The organism is Nitrosomonas sp. (assembly GCF_019752095.1).
Lineage (GTDB): Bacteria > Pseudomonadota > Gammaproteobacteria > Burkholderiales > Nitrosomonadaceae > Nitrosomonas.
This window is the reverse complement of sequence record NZ_JAIEMO010000015.1, coordinates 1-17,592: the sequence shown is the minus strand read 5'-3', so window position 1 is coordinate 17,592 and position 17,592 is coordinate 1. Positions and strand designations below refer to the sequence as shown.

Below are 17,592 nucleotides of genomic sequence, written 5' to 3'. Positions count from 1 at the left end.
AAAAAATACCCCAATATTCACAAAAAAATCAGAAATTGTAACGAATCTGAAAATTCGTTGAATTTTGCAAAGGTCTCAGCTGGTTTGTTCAATTTTCTTTTTCGTCGCTTTGCCTACCGCAACTGCAAATGGATTGTCTGTATTGTAAGCTGCAGTGGTCACTGGCAAACCGATTACAAAGGAAGTCTTGCTGTTGAAAATCTTCGGAGAAAGTACCAAAAAAGGGTGCAGGTCGCGCATTTCCTGTCCGGCCTGCGGATTGCAATTAATCCAGATAATTTCACGACGGTCAGGCAACCATAGTTCTAGGCTATTGCCTTTATTAACCATGACTGCTCACTGTGTTGCTTGCATCTTCACCATTTTTCCGCACCTACGGACTGCACACACATCGCTTCACCCCCATGCCGCGCAGGATCAAACTGTGTCAGGCGTTGTTCCAGTGTCATTGGTTCATCTGCTATTAGCGTAATAATAATCTGCCCATCCAAGACCGTCAGCCGCACCCGACGATCAAATGCGCAACCCGTATTATTCATAGAAATAATCGCACATAGACTTCCGATGGGCTATTTGTTGCTTATAATAACGGCCATTGCAAGCTAAAAAAACAAGAATGAGTGATATTTTCATTGGTTATTCGAGAAGCGATCTCGTGATTGCGGAACAATTGGTACAACGACTCCGGCAGGAAGGATGGGGAGTTTTCATCGACAAGCAAACCCATGTGGGCCGTCGATGGCATAGGGAAATCGAGCGGGAATTACACGACGCAAAAGCTGTGGTAGTGCTTTGGTCTGCGGTTTCACGCGACAGCGATTTTGTACTAGAGGAAGCTGAATACGGCAAGCGCAAGAATATTCTCTTTCCCGCATTCATCGAAGCGGTGGAATGCCCCTATGGATTCAGCCGCATACAAGCTGCGGATCTGGTTGGATGGAATAACCAGCCGCGACATTCCGGGTTTTCACAGCTTCTGGATTCCTTGCGGATACATTTAAATGGTGAGTTGGCAAAACCAGCTCAACCCAACGCCAGGCACTTACTGACAACCGGTCAAACGTTCCGCGACAAACTGCAATGCGGCGGTGAAGGGCCATTGATGATGGTGATACCTGCGGGCCGTTTTTTGATGGGTTCACCCAATCGTGATAGCGAAAGACCGCAGCATGAAGTACAAATTACTCAGCCGTTCGCGCTGGGCGTTTATGTGGTTACTTTCGACGAATACGACCTATTTTGTCGGGAAACTAGAGCCAAGAAGCCTTCCGATAACCATTGGGGACGTGAGAACCGGCCAGTAATCAACGTTCCTTGGCAAGATGCACAAGAATACTGTGCTTGGCTCAGCAAACAATCCAGCCGGCGTTACCGTTTACCGAGTGAAGCGGAGTGGGAATATGCCTGCCGTTCCGGAACTGAAACACCCTATCATACGGGTGAGAATATCACTCAAAAACAGGCAAATTTTGCTGGTGAGCAGACGTTACCGGTGGGTTCATTCCCCCCCAATGCTTTTGGATTGTACGATATGCACGGTAACGTGTGGGAGTGGTGTCAGGATGAATGGCACGATAGCTATCAGGGCGCGCCATCGGATGGTTCATCATGGGAAGATGGGGGAAACGAGGCCCGCGTGTTGCGCGGTGGTTCCTGGAACGTTTATCCGGACGACGTGCGCGCGTCGGTGCGCTACGACGGCGATCCGGTCGATCGCGACGATGGTATCGGCTTTCGGGTGCTGTGTTCGTCCCCCATCGAATAGCGGTTCGCTGGCGCGCTGATCGCTGAAGCACGGGTTGGCTGTTCACTGATAGCGCCGCGAAGCGGTGCGCACCTTTTTTTGCCGCAAATCGCCCGGTTTAATCCGGAATGGTTTCAACATATGTCGCCACAAGCCCCACGAATCGGCAAACCGTACGTGATTGATCCAACCTTGAATGCTGGCGTCAAATTCTACAAAGGATATTTGTCCATGACAGTAGGCGTGGTAGCGGTGCTGTAGCCGACGAGTGGCATGCCGGACTTTGCGCGCTTTGACTTTGCGAAATTCGGGATAAACAACGAAGCCAAGCCAGGGCACTCCGTTTGCAGTAGGCAATACCTGCGCTTTTTGATCATGAAGGGTTAATCGCAATACAGCCAATCGTAATTTGATTGCGGTTTTCCATTGCCAGAGCTGCTGTTTGCTATCCGAAAACAATGCAAAATCGTCAACGTAGCGCAAATATGCTTTGCATCCCAGTTCACGCTTGATGAACAAATCAAAACCATGCAAGTAATAATTTGACCAGAATTGAGAGGTGAGATTGCCGATCGGCAATCCGCGTGGCCGGTAAACAGCCAATAGATCGTCGCCCGGAAACCAAACCATGTCGTACTGGTCAATCAAGGCATCGCAACCACCGGCAACTATTTTTTCGATTAAATCCATGATGTCGGGCTCTGGTATCAGTTGACGCAAGCTTTCCAGCAAAACGGCATGATCGATTGATGCAAAATGCTGGCGGATATCACACCGAAGAACATATTTGTAACTTCTGCAACAGTGGTGCAAGCGGGCAATGGCGCGATGGGTGCCTTTGCCGGTGCGATTGGCGTAGCTATCCGGAATGAACACTTGCTCAAAACGGGGTTCGATGATGCTGCAAAGCGCATGATGCACGACCCGGTCACGAAACACGGCTGCACTAATTTTGCGCCGTTTCGGCTCATGGATCAGGAAATGGGTGTACGAGCCGGGTAAATAACAGCCAGAAGTCAGCTCTTCGCGTAACTGCAATAAATGATCCATCAATCGAAATTCAAACGCAGCGACATCCATTTTGCGCCGTTTACCCGAAGCGGCACGTTGAAAAGCCTGCAGCAAATGCGGCAAGCTGCATAGTTTCTGGAATGCATCGCTATGACGAGAGGGAAGAGATGACGCAAGACTTGGTGTTATTGACACGATTATTTGATTTATTAACCTGGCTGCTACCAAAGACGGAACATTTTCCCAAAGTATACCGGCAGACTGTCACACAGCGTTTGATGAATGCTGCATTGGATTGTCAAGAGGCGGTATTTTCCGCGCAAAGCAGCCGTGATGCACGCCGCCGAGCAGCCTTGCAGGATGCAGATGCGGCATTGAGCCGGCTGCGTCTTTATTTGCGGCTCGCGCATCAGTGGCACTGGCTCAATGATGGACAATATACGCATGTCAGCACCCAAGTGGCGGAAATCGGCAAATTGCTGGGCGGGTGGATCAAGCAATCCAACCGCTAACATTCAGTTAATGAAGCTATCAATAAACCTTATTTGTCATTCCGAACGAAGTGAGGAATCTGAGGCAAGCAACACGAAGGATTTCTCGCTATGCTCGAAATGACAGTTATTGGGAGAGCTGCATTAACAAGCTGTAAAAAGTGGGCGCCGCGGGAGCGAATCCAAGCGGCGCCCGGTTTCAATATGCGCCCGATGCGATGGTGCCACATGCGGACGGGACTCACCTGCGCCATCTATCCATCTCCGGCCTCGGCCAGCAAGCCGTAACCGACTGGCAATTCCGGCAGCGGAGCAGATTTCGATGTGGGACAAACACAGCACCCGAAAGCCGATATTATCGTTGCGATTGTCCGGATCGTTGTTGTTGCGCGCCGACGCGCGCACGTTATCCGGATTATTGTTCCAGGAACCACCGCGCAACACGCGGGCCTCGTCTCAGGGAACCCCGCAGAACCGTATTCTGCCAAGACAGTATGCCAACCAAAAACGCAAAAATAAAGCCAAAATTGCGCGCGGCGCCGCTTTGCGGCGCACAGTGAACAGCCTGCCCGAGAATCAGCGATCAGCGCGCCAGCGAACCGCTATTCGATGGGGGACGAACACAGCACCCGAAAGCCGATACTATCGGTGCGATTGTCCGGAAGGTAGGAGTAGCGCACCGACGCGCGCACGCCGTCCGGACCAACGAACCAGGAACCACCGCGCAACACGCGGTTTTGCTGATCAGAAGTATCTTCATTACACTGTTGTTGTTCGCTGCCATCAAATGTGTCGCTCCAGCTAGAGCACGTCCATTCCCAGGCGTTTCCTGACATATCGTACAAGCCGAACCGGTTTGCAGTAAAACTTCCCACAGGTGCAGCCTCTTTATTATCCCATCGACTACCGCAGCCATCACAATTGGCGTTGTTACTGCCTAATTCATCTCCCCAGGGATAAGCAGTTGTTGTTCCTGCACGTGCCGCATATTCCCATTCCGCTTCCGTCGGCAGGCGGCATTCTTGGCTAGTTTGCTTACTCAACCATTCGGTATACGCAACTGCTTCAAGCCAGCTCACATTGACTACTGGTTGGTTGCCACGACCGCCCTTGGCGGTATTCGGAAACGCAATCTCCGTGTTACCGGCACGATGCTTTTTCCAGACATAATAATCATACTGCTCATAGGTAATTTCGGTTTTTCCCAGGTAGAAAGGTCGCGTAATTTGAATCGATTTACCGGGTACACCAAAGTACCACACATTTTCTCCGAGATTGGCGATAAACGCGGCATCTTGTTCGCCCATCATTAAATCTCCGGGTGGAACAGGTTTCTCTGTCAAAACAGGAAGCGGCGCGTAGCCAAGACGAAAGCGTTGCAAAGTCAGAATCATTTCCGGGGACAGATCGTGCTGTTGTATCCACAGTATCGATTCTGCGGCATATAGCGTGATACTGAGTAGCAACAGCAGCAGCGCAATTTGCACGCGTTTGCTCCAAGCCAGAAAGCGATCCTCCAGTGTTGCTACGCGAATGCTCAATTTACGGTAATTCTTCAACTCAGCATAGGAATAACAAAGACTCCAAATTTTGCCCCAGGTAGTTTTGCTGTTTTGCCACTGTTTTGCTTTGAAACTGAGTTGCTGGCGCAAGCTTTCGCGATCGGGGTTTTGCTCAAGGTAGCGGTACAGTGTCGACCAATAGCCTTCCGCTTGCTGGGTGTTGTCCGTTTTTGCGCGAGCACGCACCAGCGTTTCGTGAATCAGGTCGACAAACTGTTGTGCGTCACCTTGCGGGCTTTTTTCTTCAATGATCGTGACCAAGCGCAATACCTGGTGATGGCCGGTATTTAGTGCTCCCTCCGGACGTTCACCGGATAGCGCGCGCAACACGAGTTCTCCCAATTTGCTGTCGCCTTTGCCGGCGGCGTAGACAGCGTCTGCGCGAGAAATGCGCTTGCGGGTATTGCGGCCTTCATCGTTGACGCGCGTCAATGCCAGCAGTAATTCCAAGGCCGCTTGCTTGCCTTTTTTTGGCGCTTGTTGTTCGATACGGTCGAGCAATGCGTCGGCTTGTTGGCTCAGCATGCCGGCAATGCCGCCTTGGCCACGATACGCTTCGCCACTGAGCTTGTGATCCTGTCGCTGTTGCCACAACAGCCATAGCGCGTTTTCTACCAGCGGCAATGCGCCGATTTCATCTTTGGCATCATTGAGGATCGCGGTGGTGATTTCACTGACATCCAGCCGTGCCACCCTTGCCGGTTGCTCGATGATTTCCTCTAAGCCCTGGATGGAGATCAGCGGCAGAAAGTAGCGTTTGCAATAATTGTTATAAATCGATTGCAGGTTGGGCAAGTATTCAAAACGATCCAAAAAATCTGCACGTACCGTGTTGATCAAAAACAACGGGCATTCCGGATCTTTCAGCGCGGTAGCCAGTAGCACGTCAAATTGCTTGCGCTCAGACTCATCGGCAAACGTGAATAATTCTTCAAACTGGTCGACAATTAGCAAGAATGCGCTATTGGCTTGTTTGAAATCCTTGATCGTGAACGCAAGCGCGCGCGGATCTTTTTTCAGGCGTTCCAGCCTGTCAAGCGAATTGCGTTTTGCCGGATCTGCAATTAAACCTTGCTCCAGTGTCTCAGCCAACTTTTCCAGCGGATTCTTGCCGGGCATCATTGGCCCTAAAATCTGCCAGTGTTCAAAACCGGTGCGCGCCCATAAGACGCCTTGCTCGATCATCGGTAGCATACCCGCCTGAACCAGTGATGATTTGCCTGATCCGCTGTTGCCTTCAATTTGCAACCAGCGGGTGTACGTTGCACTACCGCTGGGATGCAATTGCTCCGGATTGGATTGCTGCTGATCGCCGAGATAAGTCAATGCCTCCAGAGTTTCCAAACGGCGTCCAAAGAATAGTCTGGCATCGCCCTTGCCAAAAGCACTTAAACCAAGAAACGGACAGCCTTCGAACACCATCTCGCCATCCGCACGGATTGAATGGGTGCTTATCACTTCGATCAAACCTTGCGACAGCGGATCGGATGATTGCCAACGATCTGCCTGAAACAGCGACAGAAAAGGCGGCAATGATTCCGGTTTTGCATCATCAAGCAGAACCGGAAAAATAGGCAGACGTTCCGCATCGTCATGCGGCGATAAATGACGGATCAATGCCACTTGAACTTCAGCGCCTACCCAGCGCTGGATACCGTCTTGTCCGACCAGAAGCACGAAAGCCGAGCAACTCTGCAGCGCTTGTTGCAACTTGCTCAACCAGCGATCGCCGGTTCGAATACCGGCTTCATCTTGAAATACGACCAATCCGGCTTTTTCCAGCTCTAAACGCAATTGGATACAGGCCTCACGATCTGTGCGGCTATAGCTGATGAATATCGATTTAGCGGTTTGGCTCTCAGGCTGCGGCATGGTGCATGTTATTAATGATGGATTCGCGTAAATTATAGACTATAAATCTTCCGCAGCAATCTCGGTCAAATCCTCCACATCAGCAAGTTTGCCTAGTAACCGAGTGTAATTCCGCAATTGCATTTGCAATGTTCGCAATTCCTGGCGGAATTGCCGGCATTGTTCGGGTGAAGCAAATACACCTTGCTGACTTTTGCGGTGCCATTTTGCGGTAAAAGGACGTACCACCTGATTGAGAACGATAATGGCAATTCTGGCAAATTGAATACACGAACGACCATGCGTTTTGAGCGTTTCCCGTGTGATGTCGAACAATGCGTGGATACTGTCCAGTGCAGTCAGTTCCACGCCGTCTTCATCCGGTAGCGGTTGCGTAGTGATGCGCGTGAGTAATTCCACATAAAGATCCCAGGCGGCGGCTTTGTCGGGATCGGATGGCTTCCAGTCCATATCCAGAATGGGTGTTTTGACTTTCAGGCCGATAAGGTTCCAGTTCTCAAACAAGTCCTTTATTTTCATGATATCAATATCTCTATTTGATGGATATGCACGGTTTAAGGATAAAGCAACAGCAACCGATAACCGAGTGCATCCACTTGATCGCTGTCAAAATCCAATCGAACCTCAATTTCTTGTTGAGACCGAATAAATTGCAATGATTTGTCCGCCTCTTGCAAATAATCCTGCGCTGTGAAAATACGACTGGCAATTAATTCTTCTCGTGCATCCAGCAATGATAGTTGCAAGGCGGGCCATGCCTGTGGAAAAGGCGCATAATTATGGATAGTTGCATACATCGTGGCTACTTCAGGCTGTTGCGCGGGATTTTTCTGCAATTCAGATGATTCGATGCCAATCAGATTGATATCTCTCGGATAAGGCACTGTACACGACAAGAATTCGCACAACTGCTCCAGACGTGGTCTAATTTCCGGCGTAATCATGGTCAGTTCAGTGCGATAGCTATATGCAATCTGAGCCATCAAGAGCAACGCCAATAGTGCATTCACCAATCCCCACTTCACGTAAAACTGCTTATCCGGCTTCTCATCCCCGAACAAAGTGTCCGATGTTTGAGTTAGCTCAGCTGTTTCAGTTGTTTCGATTGTTTCTTGATTCAACTCCGAAATAACGTGCGTTTCGACTTCATTATCTGAGCTTTCAGGAATGATCTGATTTTCGGCCGCTATCTTAGTCGTGCTGAAGGTATACAGTTGAATCTGGGAGGTATATTCGATGGCCGACTCATTGACCGTAATCAGCGTGGCAAACCCATTGAATATCCGCTGGCAGCATCCGCAACGCACATCGCCCCCATGTGCCTGCAATTGCGCAGCATTCACGCGGAAGGTGGTACTGCAACCTGGACAAAGTGTTACAAGCGCCATAGGTTATTGTCTGAATGAATCGTCACGTTAAATGGGCCAGTGAACTGCTTACCTGCCAAACCTGGAAATCTGATAAAGGCAATAATTATTTCATCTTTTGCTGCCGGTTAACAACACCCATCCTTGCTGTTCATTACCACTGTCCATATCAAACCACTGTTGAAAGGCATCCTTAACTTCGGCAGCTTGCTGGCGCAAGATCCCAGACAATACAATGGAGCCTTGTTGCCGAACCAATTGCGCCAGAATTGGTGCCAGCATGATTAAAGGATTCGCCAGAATATTGGCAACCACAACATCCGCCTGGTCTTCCGGTTGCAAATCCCGTATAGCAGTCTGATGGTTGGTTGTAAAAAAGAATTGATACGCAGCGCAATGATTTCTGGCTGCATTTTCCTGGCTGGCTTTAATCGCCTGGGAATCAATATCGATGCCGGTGACATGGCTGGCACCCAGTTTTAATGCAGCTATCGCTAATATCCCGGAGCCACAACCATAATCAACAACCTTAGCGCCTGGTCGCAAATTCTGATCCAACCAACCGAGACACAACTGCGTCGTAGGATGACTGCCGGTACCAAATGCCAACCCTGGATCCAATATCAGATTAATCGCGCCAGGATCAGGTGCCTGATGCCAAGTGGGAACAATCCATAAACGCTGCGAGATTTGAATGGGATCAAATTGGGATTGAGTCAGACGCACCCAGTCCTGCTCTTCAACACGCTCCAAACGGAAATCCAGTTGGCTGCTTGGTTGCGCAATATGGGTCAGATTGGATAGAATTTCATCGATATCAGCATCTTGATTGAATAGTGCTGACACTTCAGCATTGCGCCAGATTTCTTCGCAGGGCTCTCCAGGTTCTCCGAACAGCATTTGCTCGTCTTGCGTGTCAGCCGCCGCATCATGAATATCCACCGATAATGCACCCTGCTCCATCAATGCGTCGCTCAACAACTCGGCATTCGCTGCGTCAGCTTTGATAATTAGCGTAACCCAAGACATGCTTAATGTATCGGGCTTGCGGTCAAATCCACCACTCAATCGGTTTTAGTTTTATTATGCAGTGCAAGCTTTTGCTCCAGATAATGAATTGAAACACCTCCGCGCAAGAAGGATGCATCATGCATCAAGTCACGATGCAATGGAATATTGGTTTTGATCCCGGCCACCACCATTTCAGACAGCGCAATTCGCATGCGCGCAATTGCTTGCTCGCGGGTATCGCCATAGGTAATGATTTTTCCTATCATCGAATCATAGTATGGCGGCACCATATAATTATGGTAAACATGCGAGTCAACTCGCACTCCGGGGCCGCCTGGTGCATGATATTGCGTAATTCGCCCGGCAGAAGGGGTTAATTTATAAGCATCTTCAGCATTGATACGGCACTCTATGGCATGCCCCTTGAACACAATATCTTTCTGGTGCATCGGTAAAACCTTGCCAGCCGCAACATTTATTTGCGCCTGCACCAGATCAATACCTGTGATCGCCTCCGTTATCGGATGCTCCACTTGCAAACGGGTGTTCATTTCAATGAAGTAAAACTCATTATTCTCAAACAAAAATTCAAACGTACCTACACCACGGTATTTGATTCGGCGACAAGCATCGGCACAACGTTCGCCGATTTTATTACGCAATTTCTCCGATATTCCAGGCGCGGGCGCTTCCTCGAGAATTTTCTGGTGACGGCGTTGCAAGGAACAATCTCTTTCGCCCAAGTGAACCGCATGGCCATGCTCATCCATTAGTAACTGAAATTCAATATGACGCGGGTTTTCCAGAAATTTCTCTGCATAGATTGTCGGATTGCCAAATGCCGACTGCGCTTCATTGCGTGTCATGATAACTGCATTAGATAGGGCAGCTTCGGTATGCACCACCCGCATACCACGCCCACCACCCCCACCTGCGGCTTTAAGAATTACGGGATAACCGATCTCCTTGACAATCTTTTTTACCTCGTCAAGGTCTTCCGGCAACGCGCCATCCGACCCCGGAACGCACGGAACACCCGCAGCTTTCATGGCATTCTTTGCGCTGACTTTATCTCCCATCAAACGTATTGTTTCTGATCGTGGGCCGATAAATACAAATCCACTTTTCTCAACTCGTTCGGCAAAATCCGCATTCTCAGACAAGAATCCATAACCGGGATGAATAGCCTCTGCATCGGTCACCTCGGCGGCACTGATAATGGCCGGAATATTAAGGTAACTCTGTCCGACAGGAGCTGGGCCGATGCATACCGATTCGTCGGACAACATCACATATTTCGCTTCCGCATCGGCCTCTGAATGCACCGCCACTGTTTTAATGCCCATCGCACGGCAGGCACGCTGAATCCGCAACGCAATTTCGCCGCGATTTGCAATAAGAATCTTCTCAAACATAGCTATCTGATCTCTATTCAGAGAATTATTTAATTACGAATAAAGGCTCACCGTACTCAACCGGTTGCCCATTCTCTGATAAGATCGCTTTGACCACACCATTTTTATCCGCTTCTATTTCGTTCAGTAATTTCATGGCCTCAATGATGCAGAGCGTATCTCCAACTTTCACGCTCTGCCCAACTTCAACAAATGGACTGGCCCCAGGCGATGCCGCCCGATAAAATGTACCCACCATCGGAGACTTGACAATATGTCCATCTGGGATGGATTTATTATTTGAGTCTGCTATTTCAGCAGACGTATTGGCTTCAGAAATTGTCGCCGGCGCTGACTGAGAAGCCGAAGGCATCATTGCCGCCATAGGTGGCGGCATGAAAGCATAGTTCTGCACACCGGAACCGGATTTACTGATACGCACTTTTTCCTCGCCCTCTGTAATCTCCAGTTCGGCAATACTCGACTCTTCAACCAACTCAATAAGTTTCTTAAGCTTTCTTAAATCCATATCCAATCTCCCGAGACATCGTCTCGCTGTAAGGAAGTTTTACAACTATAGTAAATCGCAACACAGATGCTCAAGACGTCATCGCATATTTTAGTGCTAATTCATAGCCCTTAGCACCTAAACCACTGATAACACCAATCGCCAAATCTGAAAAATAGGAATGCTGACGAAAAGATTCACGAGAGTAAATATTCGACAAATGCACTTCGATAAATGGCAGCTTAATCGCGGCAATTGCATCTCGCATAGCAATGCTGGTATGTGTGTAGGCAGCCGGGTTGATAATAATGAAATTGGTTCCGTCGTTCATCGTTTGCTGTATTCTTTCAATCAATGCCGATTCTGCATTACTCTGAAAAAAAACCAGTTTAAACCCAGTATTTTCAGCTAATTCACTCAAATTTCTGTTAATATCCTGCAATGTCGTGCCACCATAGATCTCGGGCTCACGAACACCCAACATATTCAAATTGGGTCCATGAATAATCAAGATATTACTCGCCTTCGTCTTTTCTGCATCCATTTGAGAATTATGTACCGTTGCAATAAAAATGTACAGATTTTTGATGAATTTCGCCGAACTTAAGCGAAAATTGTCAGAAAAATATTGAAACCAGTAATTGTGAAAAAGTTCATTTTACGGCAATAAAAAAATACAATCACCGCATTCAAATCTTTATCATTTGCCCGCAATTCCTCAACCATCTATAATACCTCGCTCGATTTAAGCCGGGCTGTTGTAGCTCAGTTGGTAGAGCAACTGATTCGTAATCAGTAGGTCCGCAGTTCGATTCTGCGCAACAGCACCAATTATTCAATAAGTTATATATAGTATCAATATTTAATCAAATTAATGTATACACTATGTAGACATGAGGATGAATATAGGAAATAGTAAGAAACTTTGCATGAAAAGCTTATTTTCAAGTCAGTCAAATTTGTAATCAGAAGGTCCAGAGTTCGATTCTTGGTGTCGGCACCATAAAATCAATAAGTTGTGTAATGGTAAGTATTTTTATAATCCTTGTGTAGACCATATGTAGACACAAAATTAAGGAGGTAAGTGAACAAAGTTTAATTTGTGTTTTGTTATTGATGAAAAATGGTTTGGAATGGCTCGAACTTTTAATACGTTGATCGGAAGTTCGTTTTTGCCATGACTTACCAATTAAGACAGAAACTTATTAATATTTAAGTTACTGTAATCAAATAAAAGTTGACCTTATAGTAGTCCTAATGTATTAACTAATTTTCAATAAAATCAAAGTAATTCTTCAATTCTACTTCTTGATAAGAAATTAAAAATTAGTGAAAACGGTAACAGACAGTCACGAGAAATGTGAGTGGAATCTACTTTTAATGGAAGACGTTTTTGCTATTGAAGTTAACAAGAACCGCCCAGATTAAAATTGTTTTATGCCTAATTTCACGCCGGAGACGACGTACCCGAATCGTTTGCTCGACCCTGGCCAAGCCTGTTGAACTCATATTGCAAGAACATAAATCGCAAATTGACAATGTTTACACCGGGTAAATTCCTAAATCAGGTCGCAATTCATCAAGTCATATTGCATATCCTTCCACAGCTGAGTTAAATATAGCTGCTTGATTCCCGATCGAATCAATACCCTTAAAAAGGGGTGGATTAATGAATGTTGATCTCACTATCTTTATCGTTGGCGACATATTACTTTAAAAAGTAACTTTGAATCATTCTCAGCCTTACGATCACCTCTAAATGTATTTACACGATAGTTTTGTGCAGGAATTGTAGTGTCATAACTCCAGAACCAATCATCTAAATTACTTCCTTTTAAGAACCCTAAATAACCGCCTTCTGAAGCTTTAATACTTGAAAGTTCAAAAACATTTGGTAAATTCCAACCTGAAATATTATTTTGCTTTAAATTGCTACAATATTGACGTGCTCCTTCCGCATCCCAATAATCATCTGAAACAGCACTCCAAATATGACCAGTTTCAAGATCTCGGCAACCACCATTAAAGTTGTAGAAGCGCTTAGATTTATCTGAGCATCCACCCGTTACATATACTATTTTTTTGCGATTAGGGAAGGTAAAATTATTTTGGTCTAGTGCTTTATAATTTATACACTTTTTGCTATTTTCAAAACACTCAGATCCGAGTTTACTTATGTTTTCTCTCGAAACAAAAAGATTATTCTCTGTCTTAATCAAAATATCTTTAGGTAAGCCACTGAAATCATATTCAGAAATATTATCCTTAATATGTTCGATTAAACTAATCTTTGCATTAATCCATTCAAAATCTCTATCGGCATCTTGTATATAACTTCTTTGTTGACGAGTAACAAATGGATTATCGTTTTTAAATGATGGAAAATCGGAATATGAGCCAGTTAAAGCAATTAAAGGTACAGCTTTATCATATGTCGCTTTGTCTGGGAATTCTTTAACATATGTCGTAAGGCTATCTGCATCAGTTGGTACATTTCCACCAGGAAAGCCAGGACTAAGTAATCTCATTTCAACGTTTGTATAAGTATGAGCTCTTTCAAGAGCTTGAGCGAAATCAGCTGAAGCAGAAAATTTGCCTGCATAATTCCCCTCAAAGCTGGCTTTGAGTCGATCTTTCTCAATTGAGTCTTTTGCAAACAGCTGATATATAGCGAGAAACTGATTACCTTTTCGCATACCTTTTACATATATATCACCACATCCCTCATAAAATCTTCGTGGATTGGATTTTACTATTTTTGCCCAAAGAGGATCTAGATCTTTGTAATCTGCTATAAAATCATCCCAGGTAACATTTACATTGGCCAAAAGGAAAATCGAATTTTCAGCTGACTTATATTCCTTACTAAATTCTACGCTTCCCTTACCTGAGCCTAAACCATATGAAACTGAAGCGCTTGCTTTTGCATATAATGTTTCCAGTAAAGTCTGATAATCATCAATGCGCCTTAATTCAAACTCTACTTTCTTTCCAGAAGGAATTTCAGTTACATTAGTCGTTTTATCAATACAAGATCCTTTTGAAAGACCAGTAATCGAATTAATTCCATAACCCATAACATAGGGGGTGGGTTCATATATTGGTGCAGAACCATTGGATAAAGCACTATAGTCTTTTGAAACTGAAGAATAATATTTTTTTCTTTGTGATAAAGAGGATTCTTCATTCTCATTATTAAGTATAAAGACTATTTTTTGATCATCATTGCCAATTAGCTCGGGTTCCAATGAAGAAATTATTTCTTGGATTCTTGTTTTTTGTACCATCGCATTACTTGCAACTATATATTTGCGCAAAGCATCAATCCGCTTCTCCTCTAGAGGGGAATCTTCTGAAATATTCAGAAGATATTTATCAATTAAGTTGAAATCTTCATCTACAAGTTTTACTTTGAACTCTGATATAGATATCGCAAGAGAAGCTGTAGCTCGATCAACTCCACGACCAGAAAGCATTAATTCGTGTAATTTAGAAGCGGATATTTCATGATGCCAATTTTGACAGGATTGGTAAGTCGCAGGCGTACGTGTTTCTTCTCCACAAATTGCAGCACGTTGATCTCCTTCACATTGCTTATCCCGTACCTTATAGAGTCTCACAAAAAAATGACTTTCCCAATAAAAAGGCCTCGACAACTTAGATTTTGTTATGCATGAGTAGGTACAACCCTCCGACTCTTCGCCTGGCATTTTTGCTGCTTCACAATAATTCTTCCTGTCATTTTCGCAGCCTCCATTTCCATCATTTTTTCCATTAACTTCTCTAATATCATAACGCTCCTTACCACAAAGTTCTGATCTGCATGCCTTATAAGTTATATTCCATGTATTGACAGGGCAATAACTTGAAGCTTCTTCTTTAAATATAGAAGAAATTTGGATAGCTACTGCTTTGTCTATCGGTAACATGATGATTAGTAGAAGAATAAGGCGATACATAATTTCTTTCTCCTTTTTTATTGTATTAGGCAATATAAGGACTACTAATAATATTAGTCATATTTCACTTTAACAAGTAAAAGCCTTGTATGCAATTATTAATAGGATGCATTAGGAAAAAGAAAGATCATGATATGAACGAATGTGGCTTTACAAAGAAATACTTAAATTATACGTACAGTTATTAACAGAACTCCAAGGCGGCTGCGCCGCAAATGCGGCCTCGCGGTCGCTGCCGTTGTCGCTCCCACTCGGGCGCTTTGCGCTTCGCCGTTCAGTCTGTTCTGTGTTTACTGCACATCGTTCAATACGCCATTGATGCAAGCGGGTGGGTAATTGGATGGAATCTGTTTTTATGCCGCAGAGTTTTTGTCCTATCGGATCACCATATTTTCCCAGTTCTTTGGATTCTACTTTCAGTAACTTGATGGGATTATCTTTTCGTTTGCAAGTCACGCCGCCCATCAATTGAATAAACTGTCCCCATTTGCCCTGATCGGCCGCCTGCTGGGCTTGTTGTAGAATGCCTTCCGGTGCATCACTGATTCTGCGTAATTCACGCCAAACGCTAACAGGCGCACCGCCAATTTGTTGAAATTGCCGGATGCCCCAGGTTGATGCCCAGGCTTCCACACGTTCAGCCGCTTCCTGTATTGGGTTGCCATCAATATCATGTTCAAGGCCGTAACCATCGATATTCTTCGAAATGTATTTGGCGATGTAACCAACCGCAGAACCTTTGCTTTTATCAATAGCAATGGCTGTGAAGCGATGTCTTAGTGCGCCCGGCTCATCGCCATCGGTTTCTAGGGCATAGCGTTGAAAAATCTTGCGCACTTTTTCACTGTGGTCAGGTGGTATAAATACCAGCATATGCCAATGTGGCGTGCCGTCATGTTGCGGTTCAGCAATGCGAAAACCATAGATATCCAGATCATCGCGATCAAGTTTGGCGCGGATTCTTGACCAGACTTTGTTTAGATATTTTTGCGCTTGTTTGGGTGTGGTGCCGTCATATTTGGGATTAGCTTTGCAACTACCGGATAAACGCGCGTGCATTCGGGATGGACAAGTGATGGTATAAAATTCACCCGCATGTCCCAGTTCATTGGCAATGAATTCAAAGCCGAAGATACGCACCATCAATTCACTGCGCCGTACTCGTGGATTGGCCAAGCTATGCTCTGCTAATTCGCTGAGCGTGAGGCCTTCATCCATTTCATTAATGACTAGCAGACTCTCAAGAATACGTTGGTTACGTTTTTTTTGTTCTCTACGCCGTTGCAGGGTTTCATCACTGACGTACTTGCCTTTACGTTGATGGACGAAACCGGATCGAATCGCTCCCTGTTCCAGATTCCTGGCATGAGTTTTACGTAGTCTGCGCAGCCACCAGTTTTCATCGGTCAGGCGGGTATAAATGCCCTTCTCTGTGATACTTGAGTTATCTAAAGAGGCTAGATTGACGTCATATTTCTGCGCATAGTGCAGCAGACTGGCTATTTTATCGGTTCGATTGAGGAGGAAATTACTAAAATCCTTGATTTCCATGACTATGCGTTTGGATAGTGCCTGCAGATCGTCATCGGAAGCATTGAGCGGAATGCTGTACTTGTTGAGCTTTCCATAGGCTTTAAGTAAACCTTGATTGGCATTGCGCCTGCCTTCAAAGATGTAAGTTTCTTTGTACTCATCGGCGGCGTTTTTAGCAAAGAGTTCGGGGAGTCTCTGGAATATGGGCGCACGCCATCGCTTGTAGCTGCTATCCGGTTCATCCAGTAAACTTAAAATACTTTCGGCAATCTGTTCGCCGGGAGTGAGTAGTTCTTGGCTACCTCGTACTGACGTGTGCATGACACACCTCAGTACTGACTGGTGGATTGACACAGACACGATTCAATATAAGCAAGCAGATCGCTATGGCGATAGCGAACTGCTCGGGAGCCTATTTTGACGAAGGGCACACGCGCCCCTGCCCAGCGGTCTCGTTCCAGGAATGCGATGCTAACGCCTAAGATTTGTGCCGCTTGTTTAGTAGTGAGTAATGGGTTTTGCATGATTGACTCCGTGAGTTGTTAATATGGAATCAATACTGCTGCAACTTGCAGAGAAATAAAAAAGGGTCAGTTGACTGAAGGGTATTTAATGTCGTCGATCAAGAAGCATCAAGTTTTATAGATCCTTTTCTGGAGCCAGTTTTGGTAGTCCCCAGTATGAATTAATCAAGCAGAAACTGAGTGGCTATTTTTTAGACTGAGGGACCATTTCAAATTTAATTGAATAGTTTGCTTTAGGAGGTCGCCCTGGTTTTCTATTGTCTTTTTGTGGATCAAGCTCGGCAATCCATTCAGTAATAGTACTTATGTCATATTGAGCGCCATTGCCAATTCGCTGCAATATTTTAGATCGAGCAATATGATTAGGGTGGATAGCTGGATCAAGTTCCCATAAGGTGCTGGCTATTGCTTTGCAACTAATCCGGTCTTCCATTTCATCAGCTGGCCGGTAGTTTTTAGCTTCCTTAGTAACTATTTGTCCCTCAGGTAGATATCTAGGCATCCAACAAGATGGTAGGTCGTAATGAGACCTGATGCACAATTCAATTACTTCTTCACGTTTGACATACAGCGAATCCAGATAGGCTTTATTAATGTCATCTTTTAATAAGCAGTT

Annotated in this window: 16 protein-coding genes, 1 tRNA gene and 1 pseudogene; 3 read left to right on the top strand and 15 right to left on the bottom strand. The window is 45.6% G+C overall.

Annotated features, from left to right (window positions below):
- Nucleotides 1-75 precede the first annotated feature (75 nt).
- Both K2Q13_RS06330 and K2Q13_RS06325 read right to left on the bottom strand, forming a co-directional pair.
- Complete coding sequence (locus tag K2Q13_RS06330; RefSeq protein ID WP_292920089.1) at nt 76-330, bottom strand: type II toxin-antitoxin system PemK/MazF family toxin; 255 nt, start codon at nt 328-330, stop codon at nt 76-78.
- A gap of 26 nt (nt 331-356) precedes the next feature.
- Entirely contained in the window at nt 357-539 is a 183-nt protein-coding gene (locus K2Q13_RS06325; protein ID WP_292920087.1) for a hypothetical protein, read from the bottom strand.
- Nucleotides 540-616: 77 nt separating this feature from the next.
- On the opposite strand from K2Q13_RS06325, the gene K2Q13_RS06320 reads away from it, so the two are divergent.
- Nucleotides 617-1,765: an SUMF1/EgtB/PvdO family nonheme iron enzyme gene (locus K2Q13_RS06320; RefSeq protein ID WP_292920085.1), complete on the top strand. Its 1,149-nt coding sequence runs from the start codon at nt 617-619 to the stop codon at nt 1,763-1,765.
- Between the two features lie 42 nt (nt 1,766-1,807).
- On the opposite strand, the gene K2Q13_RS06315 is transcribed toward K2Q13_RS06320, so the two are convergent.
- Nucleotides 1,808-2,950, bottom strand: a complete 1,143-nt coding sequence (locus tag K2Q13_RS06315) for a reverse transcriptase domain-containing protein (protein WP_292920083.1) — start codon at nt 2,948-2,950, stop codon at nt 1,808-1,810.
- Between K2Q13_RS06315 and avd the strand changes: the two genes are divergently transcribed.
- A complete protein-coding gene (gene avd / locus K2Q13_RS06310) occupies nt 2,923-3,267 on the top strand; it encodes a diversity-generating retroelement protein Avd (protein WP_292920081.1) in 345 nt (114 codons plus the stop codon). The genes K2Q13_RS06315 and avd overlap by 28 nt on opposite strands.
- 123 nt (nt 3,268-3,390) lie before the next feature.
- On the opposite strand, the gene K2Q13_RS06305 is transcribed toward avd, so the two are convergent.
- From K2Q13_RS06305 to aroQ, 8 genes are all read right to left on the bottom strand, one after another.
- Nucleotides 3,391-3,690 (bottom strand): SUMF1/EgtB/PvdO family nonheme iron enzyme, encoded by a 300-nt coding sequence (locus tag K2Q13_RS06305; RefSeq protein WP_292920079.1) that lies wholly within the window; start codon nt 3,688-3,690, stop codon nt 3,391-3,393.
- 158 nt (nt 3,691-3,848) lie between these two features.
- Nucleotides 3,849-6,680 (bottom strand): SUMF1/EgtB/PvdO family nonheme iron enzyme, encoded by a 2,832-nt coding sequence (locus K2Q13_RS06300; protein WP_292920077.1) that lies wholly within the window; start codon nt 6,678-6,680, stop codon nt 3,849-3,851.
- A 39-nt stretch (nt 6,681-6,719) separates the two neighbouring features.
- A complete protein-coding gene (locus K2Q13_RS06295; RefSeq protein ID WP_292920075.1) occupies nt 6,720-7,199 on the bottom strand; it encodes a hypothetical protein in 480 nt (159 codons plus the stop codon).
- A gap of 35 nt (nt 7,200-7,234) precedes the next feature.
- The gene (locus K2Q13_RS06290; protein WP_292920073.1) at nt 7,235-8,068 is read right to left on the bottom strand and encodes a zinc-ribbon and DUF3426 domain-containing protein; all 834 of its coding nucleotides are present in this window, start codon (nt 8,066-8,068) and stop codon (nt 7,235-7,237) included.
- A 90-nt stretch (nt 8,069-8,158) separates the two neighbouring features.
- Nucleotides 8,159-9,076: a 50S ribosomal protein L11 methyltransferase gene (gene prmA, locus K2Q13_RS06285; RefSeq protein ID WP_292920071.1), complete on the bottom strand. Its 918-nt coding sequence runs from the start codon at nt 9,074-9,076 to the stop codon at nt 8,159-8,161.
- Nucleotides 9,077-9,111: 35 nt separating this feature from the next.
- Entirely contained in the window at nt 9,112-10,473 is a 1,362-nt protein-coding gene (accC, locus tag K2Q13_RS06280) for an acetyl-CoA carboxylase biotin carboxylase subunit (protein WP_292920069.1), read from the bottom strand.
- A gap of 25 nt (nt 10,474-10,498) precedes the next feature.
- Nucleotides 10,499-10,981, bottom strand: coding sequence for an acetyl-CoA carboxylase biotin carboxyl carrier protein (gene accB, locus K2Q13_RS06275; protein WP_292920067.1), 483 nt, complete (start codon nt 10,979-10,981; stop codon nt 10,499-10,501).
- Between the two features lie 70 nt (nt 10,982-11,051).
- Nucleotides 11,052-11,504 (bottom strand): type II 3-dehydroquinate dehydratase, encoded by a 453-nt coding sequence (gene aroQ / locus K2Q13_RS06270; protein WP_292920065.1) that lies wholly within the window; start codon nt 11,502-11,504, stop codon nt 11,052-11,054.
- A gap of 210 nt (nt 11,505-11,714) precedes the next feature.
- On the opposite strand from aroQ, the gene K2Q13_RS06265 reads away from it, so the two are divergent.
- A tRNA-Thr gene (locus tag K2Q13_RS06265) sits at nt 11,715-11,790 on the top strand.
- An 861-nt stretch (nt 11,791-12,651) separates the two neighbouring features.
- Here the strand turns inward: K2Q13_RS06265 and K2Q13_RS06260 are convergent.
- The 4 genes and pseudogenes from K2Q13_RS06260 to K2Q13_RS06245 form a co-directional block, all read right to left on the bottom strand.
- Nucleotides 12,652-14,919, bottom strand: coding sequence for a hypothetical protein (locus K2Q13_RS06260; protein WP_292920063.1), 2,268 nt, complete (start codon nt 14,917-14,919; stop codon nt 12,652-12,654).
- Nucleotides 14,920-15,069: 150 nt separating this feature from the next.
- Nucleotides 15,070-16,773, bottom strand: a complete 1,704-nt coding sequence (locus K2Q13_RS06255; protein ID WP_292920061.1) for a replication endonuclease — start codon at nt 16,771-16,773, stop codon at nt 15,070-15,072.
- A gap of 8 nt (nt 16,774-16,781) precedes the next feature.
- Nucleotides 16,782-16,976, bottom strand: a complete 195-nt coding sequence (locus tag K2Q13_RS06250) for a helix-turn-helix domain-containing protein (RefSeq protein WP_292920059.1) — start codon at nt 16,974-16,976, stop codon at nt 16,782-16,784.
- A 184-nt stretch (nt 16,977-17,160) separates the two neighbouring features.
- A pseudogene (locus K2Q13_RS06245) lies at nt 17,161-17,592 on the bottom strand (hypothetical protein); the annotation flags it as partial.